The organism is Paraconexibacter antarcticus (assembly GCF_024220175.1).
Taxonomy (GTDB): Bacteria; Actinomycetota; Thermoleophilia; order Solirubrobacterales; family Solirubrobacteraceae; genus Paraconexibacter; species Paraconexibacter antarcticus.
In genome coordinates this window covers 2,515,671-2,528,369 of sequence record NZ_CP098502.1, presented here as the reverse complement: position 1 = coordinate 2,528,369, position 12,699 = coordinate 2,515,671, and the positions used below count along the sequence as shown (strand labels likewise).

Genomic DNA, 12,699 nt, shown 5'->3' with positions numbered 1-12,699 from the left:
CCGGCGCTACTCCCCGGCGAGCGCCTGCAGGACGTCGATGCGCGTGACGACCCCGACGAGCAGGCCGTGCTCGACGACCGGGATGCGGTTGTGGCCGGAGCGGGAGATGAGCTTCGCGGCCTCCTGGACGGTGGCCTCCGGGCCGATCGTGTCGGGGTCCTTGGTCATCATGTCCGCCGCCGTGCCGGCGAAGGCCTTGCGCAGCCGCTCCTCGTACTTCTTGAGCGACTCGAGGTAGATGACGCCGCCGAAGAGCTCGATGTAGTGCGGGAGGTGCAGGTCGCCGTCGTCGCCTCCGATGATGAGGTCCGCCTCGGTGACGATGCCGACGAGCCGGCCCACCTCGTTGACGACGGGGACGCCGGGGAGCTCCTGCTCCTTCAGGGTCCGGACGACGGTCTCCACGTCGGTGTCCGGCGCGACCGAGAGCGGCTCGGCGTCCATGATGTCGGCGACGGTGATCGTGCTGCTCTCGGTCATTGGCGCCCAGCGTACCGTGCGCTCGCGATCGCGCCCGGGAGGGCCGCGACGATGTCCGAGGCGACGACCCCGTCGGGCCCGTGCGGCGAGGCGGCGCGGCGGCCGGCGAGCAGGTGGGCCCTGACGGCGGCACACGCGGCGTGCCACGGCTCCAGCCCCGCCGCGAGGCAGGCACCGACGACGCCCGCGAGGACGTCGCCCGTCCCGGCGGTCGCAAGGCCCGGAGCACCGCCCTCGCTCACCGCTACCGGGCCGCCGGGATCGACGACGAGCGTGTCGTCGCCCTTGAGGACGACGATCGCGCCGCTGCGGAGGGCGACCTCGCGCGCGCTGGCCAGGCGCGTGAGCTCGACCTCGTCGCTCGTGCGGCCGAGGAGCCGGGCGAGCTCGCCGGTGTGCGGGGTGAGGATCGTCGGGGCGCTGCGGGCGGCGAGGGCGTCGGCGTCCTTGGCGAAGGCCGCGAGGCCGTCGGCGTCGAGGACGAGCGGGCGGGGGGACGTCAGCGCGACCTCGCGGACGCACGCGAGGGCGCCGTCGGTGCGGCCGACGCCGCCGCCGAGGACGAGGACCCCGCCGCGGGCGGTGACCGCCTCGACGATCGGGCCGGCCGCGCGCGGGACGAGCGTGCCGCCGTCGTCCGGGAGCGCCCGGGTCATGACCTCCGTGAGCTTCACCTCGAAGATCGCCTCGAGGCTCGCCGGGACGCACGCGATGACGTAGCCCGCCCCGGCGCGCATCGCCCCCTCGGCGGCGAGGCAGACCGCGCCGGTGAGGCCGCGGGAGCCGCCCGCGACGACGACGTGCCCGGCGGTGAACTTCGTGGACTCCGCGGCCCGTGACGGCAGCGCCTCGAGCACCTCGTCGTCCGTGATGAGCCCGACGATGGCGTCGCGGTCCGCCCGCACCCCGATGTCGACGACGTGAACCGCGCCCGCGCAGCCCTTGCCGGGGGCGATCCAGAGGCCGGGCTTCGCGCCCGCGAAGGTCACGGTCGCCACCGCGTGCACGACGGTGTCCGGGTCGGGGACGGCGCCGGTGTCGGCGTCGACGCCCGAGGGGATGTCGCAGGCGACGACCGGCAGGCCGGAGGCGGTGAGGATCCGGATCGCGCGGGCGACGGCGCCGCGCGGCTCCCCGGTCACGCCGGTGCCGAGCATGGCGTCGATCACCCCGGCGCAGCCGTCGAGCGACTGCAGGTCGAACGGCCGCGGCTGCTCGGAGAGCCGCGCGAGGTTCTCGGCCGCGTCGCCCTGGGAGTCCTCGCGGGCGGCCGTCGTGAAGACGCGCACCTCGCGGCCCGCGCCGTGGAGCAGGCGCGCGGCGACGAACCCGTCCCCGCCGTTGTTGCCCTTGCCGCAGACGACCGCGATCGGGCCCTCGGGGATGATGTGGTTCGCGAGCATCGCGAGGCCACTGCCGGCGCGCTCCATGAGCGCGAGGCCCGGCGTCCCGGCCTCGATCGTCGCGGCGTCGGCGGCGCGCATCGCCGCGGACCCGGGGAGTGGGGCGAGCCATTCGGGGAGCGTCATGCGGAGCCTTCCAGTTCGGGCGAGGGAGCCTCGTGCGCGATCGCCACGGCGCCGGCGGTCGTCGGCGTGTGCGTCAGCGAGACGCGGACGTCGAGCCCGCGGGCGGCGGCGGCCTTCGCCGTCTCCCCGCTGAGCATGATCCCGACCTCCGCGCTGCCGCCCCCGCGCACCTCGATCTCGAGCGGGCGGAAGACGTCGAGCGACAGGGCCTTCGTCACGGCCTCCTTGGCGCAGAAGCGGGCGGCGAGGTGCTGGCCGGGCCGGGCGCGGCGGGCGGCGTACGCCTGCTCGCCCGCGGTGAAGAGCCGATCGGCGAGGCCGGGCCGGCGGGCCAGCGCACGCTCGAGGCGATCGATGTCCAGCAGGTCGAGTCCGATGCCGACGCTCATCGGCTCAGCCGAGGGCGCCGGGCACCAGGGCGACGAGGCGGGCGCAGACGTCGTCGGTCTCCTCCGCGGTCGGCGCCTCCACCATGACGCGGACGAGCTGCTCGGTGCCGGAGGGGCGGACGAGGACGCGGCCGCGACCGTCCAGCCCGGCCGACTCCGCGTCGACGGCGGCGAGCAGCGCGGTGTCGGTCATCGCCGCGTCCCGATCCCCCACCTTCACGTTGACGAGCTTCTGCGGGAGCTTCTCCATGCCGCTGCGGTCGGCGAGGTCGCCCCCGTCGAGCGCCTCGAGCGTGAGCAGGGCGCTCGCGATGCCGTCACCGGACGGGACGAAGCCCATGTCGATGATGTGGCCGGACTGCTCGCCGCCCAGGGCCCAGTCGCGGCTGCGGAGCTCCTCGAGGACGTAGCGGTCGCCGACGCCCGTCGTCGCGACCTCGATCCCCGCGGCCCGCATCGCGGAGTGGAAGCCGTAGTTCGTCATGACCGTCACGGCGACGCCGCCGCCCTTCAGGCGATCCTGGCGGCGGAGGTGGAGGGCGGCGAGGGCGATGAGCTCGTCGCCGTCGACGACGGCGCCGGTGCGGTCGACGGCGAGGACGCGGTCCCCGTCCCCGTCGAAGGCGAAGCCGATCGCGTGGCCGCCCGCGACGACGGCCTCGCCGAGCGCGGCGACGTGCGTGGAGCCGCAGCCGTCGTTGATGTTGCGGCCGTCGGGCTCGTCGGCCATGACGTGCACGGTCGCCCCGAGGCGGCGGAAGATCTCCGGGGCCACGCGGTAGGTGGCGCCGTGCGCGCAGTCGAGCAGGACGTCGACGCCGCGGAGGTCGAGGTGCTGGAAGCGGACGTGCAGCTCGCGCAGGTAGTCCTCCTGCGTGCCGTGGAGCGTCCGCACCCGGCCGATGCCCCCGTCGGGCGCGACGCGCGTGGCCGCCGCGTCCTCCTCGAGGAGCTCCTCGATGCGGGCCTCGGTGGCGTCGGTGAGCTTCAGCCCGTCGGCGCCGAAGAACTTGATGCCGTTGTCGGCGTACGGGTTGTGGCTCGCCGAGATGACCGCGGCGACGTCGAAGCCGTAGCGGCGGATGAGCAGCGGGGCGGCGGGCGTCGGCAGGACGCCGCCGAGGAGGACCTCCCCGCCGGCGCTCGTGACCCCGGCGGCGAGGGCCGCCTCGAGCATCTCCCCCGACTCCCGCGTGTCGCGGATGACGAGAGCGCGGACCCGCCCACCCTGCCGGGCGTCGGCCGCGAGCGTGACCGCCCGCCCGAGCGCGAGCGCGAGCTCCGCGGTGAGCACCTCGCCGGCGACCCCGCGGACCCCGTCGGTCCCGAACAACTTGCGCGTCATCGATGCACCGACCCCATCTGCGGCAGGCCGGCGCCCGGAACCGCCGCGCCCGGAACTGCCTTCCGGCGCGGCGGACCCCCTGGGAGCTGCCGTGGCAGTTCCATTTCGACGAAGTCGGACTAGCGCTTCGAGAACTGCGGCTTCTTACGGGCCTTCTTGAGGCCGGCCTTCTTGCGCTCCTTTACGCGCGCGTCACGCGTCAGGAAGCCGCGGCGCTTAAGCTCGCCACGGAGGTTCGGATCGGCCTCGAGCAGCGCCTTGGAGATGCCGTGGCGCAGGGCGCCGGCCTGCGACGAGACGCCGCCGCCGTGGATCGTCGCGATGACGTCCATACGGTCCTCGTACCCGACGGTCTCCAGCGGCTGGCGGATGTTCCGCTGCAGCGTGACGCGCGGGAAGAAGTCGTTCAGGTCCTTGCCGTTGATCGTGTAGACGCCGGTGCCCGGCTTCAGGATCACGCGGGCGACGCCGGTCTTGCGCTTGCCGGTCGCGCGGTAGCGCGCGTCGGCGGACAGGTCGACGTTCGCGACGATCGGCTGGTCGTCGATGACATCGCTGTCGTCGTCGTCCTGGATGATCTCCTCGCCGTCCTCGTCGTACAGCGTCTCGCGGCCGAGCGCGTCCTCGCCCTCGCGGACGATGTCGACCTCGAGGTCCATGCCGGGGATCGCGGGCTTGACGCGGGGGGTCTCGTCGACCTCCTCCTCGTCGTCCTCGATCTCCTCGACACCCTCGGCGTCGGCGTCGGCGTCGGCCTCCGCCTCGGGCGTCTCGGCGGCGGGCGCCTCGGCGACGGGGGTCTCGTCAGCCGCGGGCGCGGCCTCCTCGGCGGCAGGGGTCTCCTCGGCGGGCGCCTCGGGGGCGACGGCCTCCGGAGTCTCCTCGGGGACCTGCTCGTTCGGCGTCTCGTCAGCCATCAGGACTTGATCTCCATCGGGGTCGGGCTCTGCGCGGCGTGCGGATGCTCCGCGCCGGCGTAGACCTTGAGCTTCGTGATCTGCTTACGGGCCAGCCGGTTGCGCGGCAGCATGCCCTTCACCGCGATGCGGATGACCTCTTCGGGGCGACGCTCGAGCATCTCCTCGAGGGTGCGGGACTTCAGCCCGCCCGGGTAGCCCGAGTGGCGGTAGTACCGCTTCTCGGCGCGTTTGTTGCCCGTCACGCTGATCTTCTCGGCGTTGATGACGACGACGAAGTCACCCGTGTCCACGTGGGGGGTGTACTCCGGCTTGCGCTTGCCGCGCAGCGCGTCGGCGATCTGGGTCGCGAGGCGTCCGAGCGTCTGCCCGTTGGCGTCGACGAGCACCCAGTTGCGCTCACGGTCAGTTGGATTTGCGACGTAGGTCTTCACGGCTTGTGTGGCCGCGCTGTCGGCGCGCGGCGGCGGTGGAGTGTAGCGACGGAGCGCCTCCAGGCGCGCTGTGACGCGCAGCCGGGACAGGCCTTCCTGCGCACAGGGTATCCTGCCAGCGCAATCCATGACTGCCGAGTCCCCTCCCATGCCGCCGGGAGGGGAGCGGGGGACCCAAAGGAGCCCAGGCTCCAGGGGCGAATCCGGATGTGAATCCGGTAGCGCGGACCTTGACCGCGCGAGCCCGTCAGCTCACCCCGTAGGCACCGAACAAGGAGTCGTACCGCTTGCCGCCTACCCCGCTGGACCCACGTCGCCTGGCCGCGGCCGCCGCCTGCGCGCTCGCCGGCGCCGCCGCCGCGGGGGTCCTCGCCGTCCCCGCCCTCGCCCAGAACAGCGGCGGGGCGTCCGCCGACCCCGGCCGCGCCGCGAAGCCGGCTCCCGCCGCCTCCGGTGCCCAGCGGGTCACCGACGTCGGAACCCCGGCCGCGGTCACCACCCCGCCGAAGCCGCTGCTCATCACCTGCCGGACGGCGTGCGCCGGCCTCGACATCGTGCGCGCGGGCGGGATCGTCCGGGTGACCGGGGACGGCATGGACGGCGCGAGGACCGTCGTCTTCACGGGCGCGAAGGCGTCCGGCGACGAGGTCTCCGCCCCGGCCGTCTCGGTGAGCCCGGACGCGGTCGACGTCGTCGTCCCGGCCGGCGCCGTGACCGGGCCGGTCCAGGTGCTCGACGCCGCCGGCGCCGCGTCCCGCACGACGCGCAAGCGCATCACGATCGCCTCCGCGACCCGCGCCTCGTCCGCCGCCGCAGCCCCCGCCGCCCGCGTGGACGTCAAGAAGGTCTTCTTCCGCGGCCCGCACCGCGCGACGGTCAGCGTCTTCATCCCCGACGGCCCGCCCCAGCACGTCGTCGTCGACCTCGTCCGCGCGACCGACGGCGTCTCCGTCGGGCACTGGGAGCTCGACGGGGCCGGGGGGACGGTCCAGTCCGCGAGCTGGGGCGGCGTCGTGGGCGGCAACGTCCAGCGCGACGGGCGCTACCGCTTCCAGATCCAGCTGCCGAACGCCGCCGGCGCGTCCGCCGCGCAGGCGTCCCCCACGCTCGCCCCCGCGTTCACCTTCCTCGGCGACATGTTCCCCATCCGCGGCAGGCACACGTTCGCCGAGGGCGTCGGGCGCTTCGGCGCCGGGCGGGCGGGCCACACGCACCAGGGCCAGGACGTCTTCGCCGCGTGCGGGACGCCGCTCGTCGCCGCGCGCGGCGGGACGGTGAAGTTCTCGGGCTTCCAGAGCCGGGCCGGGAACTACGTCGTCATCGACGGGGCCGGCACGGGCGACGACTACGTGTACATGCACCTGAAGGCGCCCTCGCCGGTGAAGAAGGGCGACAGCGTCTACACCGGCGAGCCGATCGGCGAGGTCGGGGACACCGGCGACGCCGTGGGCTGCCACCTGCACTTCGAGCTCTGGACGGCGCCCGGGTGGTACACCGGCGGCGAGCCCGTCGACCCGCTCCCGAGCCTCAGGGCCTGGGACGCACACTCCTGAGCGACCGTCGGCCGCCGCGCGTCGCGCCTCGACCACGCGCGCGGGGACGCCGTGGACGCGGCCGCGGGCGGGGAGGCCGCGATCAGCGGGCCTGCGGCCCGCTCACTCCCACTCGATCGTGCCCGGCGGCTTGGACGTGATGTCCAGCACGACGCGGTTGACCTCGCGCAGCTCGCCGATCATGCGCGCGGCGATCTGCTCCAGCAGGTCGTAGGGCAGGCGGGCCCAGTCGGCGGTCATCGCGTCGTCGGAGGTGACGGCGCGGATGACGACGACGTAGCCGTAGGTGCGCTCGTCGCCCTGGACGCCGACGGTGCGGACGTCCGGGAGGACGCAGAAGGACTGCCACAGGTCCCGGTAGAGGCCGGCGTTCCGGATCTCGTCCTGCAGGATCGCGTCGGCGTCGCGCAGGAGGTCCAGGCGCTCCTTCGTCGCCTCGCCCCCGACGACGCGGATCGCGAGACCCGGGCCCGGGAAGGGCTGGCGCCAGACGAGGCGCTCGGGCAGGCCGAGCTCGGCGCCGACGGCACGGACCTCGTCCTTGAAGAGCGCGCGCAGCGGCTCGACGAGCTCGAACTCGAGGTCGTCGGGGAGGCCGCCGACGTTGTGATGCGACTTGATCGTCGCGGCGCCGGTGCCGCCGCCCGACTCGATGACGTCCGAGTAGAGCGTGCCCTGCACGAGGAACTTCGCGCCCTCGCCGCCCTCGGCGAGCTTCAGCGCCTCCTCCTCGAAGACGCGGATGAACTCGGTGCCGATGATCTTGCGCTTCGCCTCCGGCTCGCTCGTGCCGGAGAGCTTGGAGAGGAAGCGATCCTCGGCGTCGACCGCGACGAGCGGGACCTTGAAGGTGTCGCGGAACGTCTTGACGACCTGGTCGCCCTCGTTCTTGCGCATCATCCCGTGGTCGACGAAGACGCAGGTGAGCTGGTCCCCGATCGCGCGGTGCACGAGGAGCGCCGCGACGGACGAGTCCACGCCGCCGGAGAGGCCGCAGATGACCTTCTTGTCCCCCACCTGCTCGCGGATGAGGCGGATCTGGTCCTCGACGATGCTCGCGGCCGACCACGTCAGGTCGCAGCCGCAGATGTCGCCGAGGAAGCGCTTGAGGATGTCCTGCCCGAACGGCGTGTGGACGACCTCGGGGTGGAACTGGATGCCGTACGTCGCCTTCTCGACGGACTCGAAGGCGGCGACCGGGGAGACGGTCGACGACGCGAGCGCGGTGAACCCGGGCGGCGGCGCGTAGACCGTGTCGCGGTGGGACATCCAGCAGGCCTGCTCGAGCGGCAGGTCGGCGAGCAGCCGGCCCGGCTCGTTGACGGTGAGCGTCGAGCGGCCGAACTCGCCGACCTCGGCGCTCTGGACGTCGCCGCCGAGCGCCTGGGCGACGAGCTGCATGCCGTAGCAGATGCCCAGCACCGGGATCCCGAGCTCGAGCAGCGCGGGGTCGAGCGCCGGGGCGCCCGGCGCGTACACCGATGCGGGCCCGCCGGAGAGGATGAGCCCCTTCGGCTTGCGCCGCGCGACCTCGGCCGCCCCGACGTGGTGCGGGAGCAGCTCGCTGAACACGCCGCACTCGCGCACGCGCCGGGCTATGAGCTGCGAGTACTGACCGCCGTAGTCGAGGACGACGACCTCGTCGGTGCCCCGGGGGACGTCGACGGGCGCCGACTCGTCCGCCAGCTCGGTGGCGGCGGTCGACGCCGTGACGACGCTGTCCGGGTGGCTCAAGCGGAGGTCTCCGCGAGGGCCGGGGTCTTCTCCGCCGGGCCGTCCGCCGGACGCGGGGCCGGGACGGCGCTGCCGCGCGAGCCCATGCCGACGCCCTGCGACTGCTGGAGGAGCTTGCCCTCGGTCTGCAGCGCCGGGGCGATCATGAGTTCCGCCCGGTTGAACTCGGCGATGTCCTGATAGCCGCAGGTGGCCATCGAGGTGCGCAGGCCGCCCATGAGGTTGAACGTGCCGTCGTTCTCGTGGGCCGGGCCCATGACGATCTCCTCGAGGGAGCCGTTCTGGACCGTCTGCACGCGCGCACCGCGCGGGAGCGTCGGGTGGAACGTCGCCATGCCCCAGTGGAAGCCGCGGCCGGGCGCCTCGTAGGCGCGGGCCAGCGGCGAGCCGATCATGACGGCGTCGGCGCCGCAGGCGATCGCCTTGGACACGTCGCCGCCGGTGCGCATGCCGCCGTCGGCGATGACCTGGACGTACTCGCCGGTCTCCAGCATGTGGGTCGAGCGCGCGCCGGCGACGTCCGCGATCGCGGTCGCCTGCGGGACGCCGACGCCGAGGACGCCGCGCGTCGTGCACGCCGCGCCGGGGCCGACGCCGACGAGGACGCCCGCCGCGCCGGTCCGCATGAGGTGCAGGCCGGTGTGGTAGCTCGCGCAGCCGCCGGCGATGACCGGGATGCCGACCTCGCGTATGAACTCCTTGAGGTTCAGCGGCGTCGAGGTCATCGACACGTGCTCGGCGGAGACGACCGTGCCCTGGATGACGAGGATGTCGAGGCCGGCCTCGAGCGCGAGCTCGTAGTACTGCGCGACGCGCTGCGGGGTCAGCGAGGCGGCGGTGACGACGCCCTGCTCCTTGATCTCGCGGATGCGCTGCGTGATGAGCTCGGGCTTGATCGGCTCCTGGTAGATGGCCTGCATCTCCCGGGTGGCGACGTCCTTCGGGAGCTGCGAGATGCGCTCGAGCTCCTCCTCCGCGTTCTCGTAACGCGTGAAGATGCCCTCGAGGTTCAGGACGCCGAGGCCGCCGAGCTTGCCGAGGATGCCCGCGGTGCGGGGCGACACGACCCCGTCCATCGCGGAGGCGAGCAGCGGCAGCTCGAAGCGGTACGGGCCCAGCTTCCAGGTGATGTCGACGTCGTCAGGGTCGCGTGTGCGGCGCGAGGGCACGATCGCGATGTCGTCGAATCCATATGCGCGGCGGGCCTTCTTCCCACGCCCGATCTCGATCTCCATGGCGGTAAATCCTCAGTTTGTGGCGATGACGAAAAGACCCCGCGCAGGCGGGGTCGGGGAACGACGGATCCGGCGACCTGTGAGGCGGCAACCCAAGGTCTCTAGGAGGGTATCAGCGGACCTGGACGGGAAGCCACCGGGCCCGCCGCTCCGTACCCCCCGCATGACGCGTCCGCCGCTCGCCGCCCACTGGGGATCCGACCCGCGGGAGAGCAGCCTGCCGGCGACGGCGGACGCCCTCGTCCCCGGCGCCGACGAGATCTGGCTGCGTGCGGTGGACATCGCGGCGCCTGCGGCCTGCGTCTGGCCCTGGCTCGGGCAGCTTCGCGTCGCCCCCTACAGCTACGACTGGATCGACAACCTCGGGCGCCAGTCGCCGCGCGAGCTCACCCCGGGCCTGGCGCCGCTCGCCGCCGGGCAGCGCATCCTCATCGCCTTCACGGTCGCCGCCGTCGACCCCGGGCGCGACCTCACGGTGCTCACCCCCGGCTCGGCCCTCCTGCCCCGCATGGCGATGAGCTACACGCTCACCCCGCGCGGTGAGGACGCGTCCCGGCTCGTCGTCCGGATCGCGATCGACGCGCCGCGGGCGCTGCCGGGCCCGGTCGGCCGTGCCGCCCTGGCGGCCCTCCGCGCCGGCGACCTCGTGATGATGCGCCGCCAGCTGCTGAACCTCCGCGCGCTCGCCGAGCGGGACGCCCGGCGGCGTGTGGCCTAGAGCAGGTATGGCGTGGACGACACCGCACGCCGCCCGCGGGAACGAACGCGCTACGAGACCTCGACCGGCGTGGTGAGGCGCTCGACGCCCGGGCAGCGCCTCCCCCGGCGCTACGGGACCTCGACCGGCGTGGTGAGGCGCTCGACGCCCGGGCAGCGCCTCCCCACACGCTACGGGACCTCGACCGGTGTGGTGAGGCGCTCGATCGCTGTCTCGGCCACGATCCGGTCGAGCTCGCGCGGCTCGATGAGGCCGGCGCCGAGCCGCTTCGTCGACTCCGCGCCGCAGGCGACGGCGAAGCGCAGCGCCTGCTCGGCGGCCTGGCCCTGGTAGCGGGAGGCGACGTAGCCGGCCAGGAAGGCGTCACCGGAGCCGACCGCGGCGACCGCCTCGCGCGGCTCGATCCAGACGCGGGAGAGCGTCCGGTCGCCGTTCGGCTCGAGGATGGACGCGATGCAGCCGTCCGGCATCGTCATGAGCGCCTCGCGCGCCCCGAGCTGGATCATCTCGCGGACCGCGATGGCGCGGTCCTCCTCGTCGTTGAACTCGTGGCCGACGAGCTCCTCGGCCTCGAGGACGTTCGGCGAGATGACGTCGGGCTCGGCGCGGACGGCCTGGCGCAGCGGCTCGCCGTCGGTGTCGACGACGGTCAGGACGTCCATCCGCTTGAGGTCGCGGACGAGCCGCGCGTAGAAGTCGGTGTCCACGCCGCGCGGGAGCGAGCCGGCCATGACGACGATGTCGGCCCCGCGGGCGAGGTACAGGAGCTTGTCCCGGAAGAGCTCGATCTCCTTCGAGGTGACGGCGGGTCCGCGCTCGTTGATCTCGGTCTGCTGGCCGTTCGTCGGGTCGTACACCGCGGTGTTCGTCCGGGAATCCTCCCGGATGCGGATGAAGTCGTTGAGGATCGACTCCTCGGTGAGCTGCTCGACGATGCGGGTGCCGGTCGGCCCGCCGGCGAAGCCCGTCGCGATGACCGGCTGGCCCAGCGTCTTGAGCGTCCGCGCGACGTTGACGCCCTTGCCGCCGGCCATGGTGCGCTGTTCGACGGTGCGGTGGCGGCGGCCGAGCCGGAAGCTCGGGACCGACAGCGACTTGTCGATGGCCGCGTTGAGGGTGACGGTGATGATCATGCGATCTCAGCCTCGGCGCCGCCGTGCTCGCCGCGATGGGAGCGGCGGCGCAGCAGCACCAGGAGGAGGCTACCGCCCAGGAAGGCACCGAGCAGCAGCAGGGTCCCCGGGCGGCGTCCGTAGTCCGACAGGCGCTCGGTGGCGGTCGCCGCCGGGACGGCCCGCGCGGCGACGAGCGCGACGCGGTCCACGGTCCTCCCCCGCTGCCGCACGAGGATCGTGCCGAGCCGTGCTCCCTTCGCGAGCGGGCCCTCGACGGCCTTGGGCGCGCCGACGACCTTCGTGAACAGCCGCTGGCCCCGCCGGACGGTGCGTGAGACCGTCCGGGACGCGACGAGCTCGAGCGTCTGCCCGTCGCGGTAGCGGACGTCGGCGCTCGCGAGCGGCGTGCCGGCCTTGACGGCCGGGATCACGTGGTAGCGCTGCAGCCCGTAACGGAGCAGCCGGAGCGAGTTGCGGTCGCGGGCCTCCTCGGACCCGGTCCCGAGGACGACGCTCACGACGGTCACGCCGTCGCGGGTCGCCGACCCGACGAGGCAGTAGCCGGCCTGGTTCGTGTGCCCGGTCTTCACGCCGTTGACGAACGGGATCCGCTGGACGAGCGTGTTGCGGTTGACGACCCGGATCGTGCGCCCGCCGCGCACGCGCAGCGTCGCGTCGGGACGGTCGGTCGTCTCCCGGAAGAAGGCGTACGTGCGGAGGACGAGCGCGAGCTTCGCGAGGTCGGCCGGCGTGGAGTAGTTGCCGGGCGTGTCGAGCCCCACCGGCGTCTCGAAGTGGGTGTTCCTGAGCCCGAGCGCGGCGGCCTGGGCGTTCATGAGCTTCACGAACGCCGCGCGCGAGCCGCCGGTCCGGACCGCGAGCGTCTCCGCGGCGTCGTTGCCCGACGCGAGGAGCAGGCCGCGCAGGTAGTCCCGTACCGACATCCGCTCGCCGGTCCGGAGCCCGACGAGCGACTCGGCGCCCGCCGCCGCGTACGGGACCTGGGCGAGGACGTCGTCGAGCGAGAGCCGCTTCAGGGCGACGAGCGCCGTCATGAGCTTCGTCGTGGAGGCGATCGGCCGTCGCTGGTTCGCGCGCCGCTGGTAGACGATGTCGCCCGTCGCGGGCTCGATGAGCACGGCGGCCGGCGCGTCGATCGGGGGCGGCCCGGCGGCGGCGGTCGCCGCGGCGGCCTGCGCGCCGGCCGGGCGCAGGGCCGCGCCGAGGAGCACGACCGTGAGCAGCGCCGC

Annotated in this window: 12 protein-coding genes and 1 riboswitch; of the genes, 2 read left to right on the top strand and 10 right to left on the bottom strand. The window is 73.8% G+C overall.

Annotated elements, in window-relative coordinates:
• Positions 1-6: 6 nt before the first annotated feature.
• The 6 genes from NBH00_RS12455 to rplM all read right to left on the bottom strand — a co-directional run bounded on the left by NBH00_RS12455 (position 7) and on the right by rplM (position 5,094).
• Complete coding sequence (locus tag NBH00_RS12455) at positions 7-480, bottom strand: CBS domain-containing protein (RefSeq protein ID WP_254573640.1); 474 nt, start codon at positions 478-480, stop codon at positions 7-9.
• On the bottom strand, positions 477-2,009 hold the full coding sequence (locus NBH00_RS12450) for an NAD(P)H-hydrate dehydratase (protein ID WP_254573639.1): 1,533 nt from the start codon (positions 2,007-2,009) through the stop codon (positions 477-479). The genes NBH00_RS12455 and NBH00_RS12450 overlap by 4 nt, the downstream gene beginning before the upstream one ends.
• A complete protein-coding gene (locus tag NBH00_RS12445; RefSeq protein ID WP_254573638.1) occupies positions 2,006-2,398 on the bottom strand; it encodes a holo-ACP synthase in 393 nt (130 codons plus the stop codon). Before NBH00_RS12445 ends, NBH00_RS12450 begins: the two co-directional genes overlap by 4 nt.
• A gap of 4 nt (positions 2,399-2,402) precedes the next feature.
• Positions 2,403-3,743 carry a phosphoglucosamine mutase gene (gene glmM / locus NBH00_RS12440; protein ID WP_254573637.1) on the bottom strand — a complete coding sequence of 447 codons (1,341 nt, stop codon included), beginning with the start codon at positions 3,741-3,743 and terminating at the stop codon, positions 2,403-2,405.
• A 119-nt stretch (positions 3,744-3,862) separates the two neighbouring features.
• A complete protein-coding gene (gene rpsI, locus NBH00_RS12435) occupies positions 3,863-4,258 on the bottom strand; it encodes a 30S ribosomal protein S9 (RefSeq protein WP_254573728.1) in 396 nt (131 codons plus the stop codon).
• Positions 4,259-4,659: 401 nt separating this feature from the next.
• Complete coding sequence (gene rplM, locus NBH00_RS12430; RefSeq protein WP_254573636.1) at positions 4,660-5,094, bottom strand: 50S ribosomal protein L13; 435 nt, start codon at positions 5,092-5,094, stop codon at positions 4,660-4,662.
• Positions 5,095-5,216: 122 nt separating this feature from the next.
• Positions 5,217-5,375, top strand: a riboswitch (cyclic di-AMP (ydaO/yuaA leader).
• A 6-nt stretch (positions 5,376-5,381) separates the two neighbouring features.
• Between rplM and NBH00_RS12425 the strand changes: the two genes are divergently transcribed.
• Positions 5,382-6,647: a M23 family metallopeptidase gene (locus NBH00_RS12425; RefSeq protein WP_254573635.1), complete on the top strand. Its 1,266-nt coding sequence runs from the start codon at positions 5,382-5,384 to the stop codon at positions 6,645-6,647.
• Positions 6,648-6,749: 102 nt separating this feature from the next.
• Here NBH00_RS12425 and guaA read toward each other — a convergent pair whose 3' ends face one another.
• Together guaA and NBH00_RS12415 are read right to left on the bottom strand one after the other, a co-directional pair.
• The gene (gene guaA, locus NBH00_RS12420; RefSeq protein WP_254573727.1) at positions 6,750-8,333 is read right to left on the bottom strand and encodes a glutamine-hydrolyzing GMP synthase; all 1,584 of its coding nucleotides are present in this window, start codon (positions 8,331-8,333) and stop codon (positions 6,750-6,752) included.
• Between the two features lie 44 nt (positions 8,334-8,377).
• Positions 8,378-9,616, bottom strand: coding sequence for a GuaB3 family IMP dehydrogenase-related protein (locus NBH00_RS12415; RefSeq protein ID WP_254573634.1), 1,239 nt, complete (start codon positions 9,614-9,616; stop codon positions 8,378-8,380).
• Between the two features lie 163 nt (positions 9,617-9,779).
• Here NBH00_RS12415 and NBH00_RS12410 point away from each other — a divergent pair, with 163 nt between their 5' ends.
• The gene (locus tag NBH00_RS12410; RefSeq protein ID WP_254573633.1) at positions 9,780-10,334 is read left to right on the top strand and encodes a hypothetical protein; all 555 of its coding nucleotides are present in this window, start codon (positions 9,780-9,782) and stop codon (positions 10,332-10,334) included.
• A 170-nt stretch (positions 10,335-10,504) separates the two neighbouring features.
• Here NBH00_RS12410 and NBH00_RS12405 read toward each other — a convergent pair whose 3' ends face one another.
• Positions 10,505-11,467: a 1-phosphofructokinase family hexose kinase gene (locus NBH00_RS12405; protein ID WP_254573632.1), complete on the bottom strand. Its 963-nt coding sequence runs from the start codon at positions 11,465-11,467 to the stop codon at positions 10,505-10,507.
• On the bottom strand, positions 11,464-12,681 hold the full coding sequence (locus NBH00_RS12400; protein WP_254573631.1) for a D-alanyl-D-alanine carboxypeptidase family protein: 1,218 nt from the start codon (positions 12,679-12,681) through the stop codon (positions 11,464-11,466). Before NBH00_RS12400 ends, NBH00_RS12405 begins: the two co-directional genes overlap by 4 nt.
• Positions 12,682-12,699 lie beyond the last annotated feature (18 nt).

Excerpts from the sequence above, each read along its gene's own strand:
- NBH00_RS12455 (WP_254573640.1), bottom strand. The coding sequence starts at position 480 with ATGACCGAGAGCAGCACGATCACCGTCGCCGACATCATGGACGCCGAG.
- NBH00_RS12450 (WP_254573639.1), bottom strand. The coding sequence starts at position 2,009 with ATGACGCTCCCCGAATGGCTCGCCCCACTCCCCGGGTCCGCGGCGATG.
- NBH00_RS12445 (WP_254573638.1), bottom strand. The coding sequence starts at position 2,398 with ATGAGCGTCGGCATCGGACTCGACCTGCTGGACATCGATCGCCTCGAG.
- glmM (WP_254573637.1), bottom strand. The coding sequence starts at position 3,743 with ATGACGCGCAAGTTGTTCGGGACCGACGGGGTCCGCGGGGTCGCCGGC.
- NBH00_RS12415 (WP_254573634.1), bottom strand. The coding sequence starts at position 9,616 with ATGGAGATCGAGATCGGGCGTGGGAAGAAGGCCCGCCGCGCATATGGA.
- NBH00_RS12410 (WP_254573633.1), top strand. The coding sequence starts at position 9,780 with ATGACGCGTCCGCCGCTCGCCGCCCACTGGGGATCCGACCCGCGGGAG.
- NBH00_RS12405 (WP_254573632.1), bottom strand. The coding sequence starts at position 11,467 with ATGATCATCACCGTCACCCTCAACGCGGCCATCGACAAGTCGCTGTCG.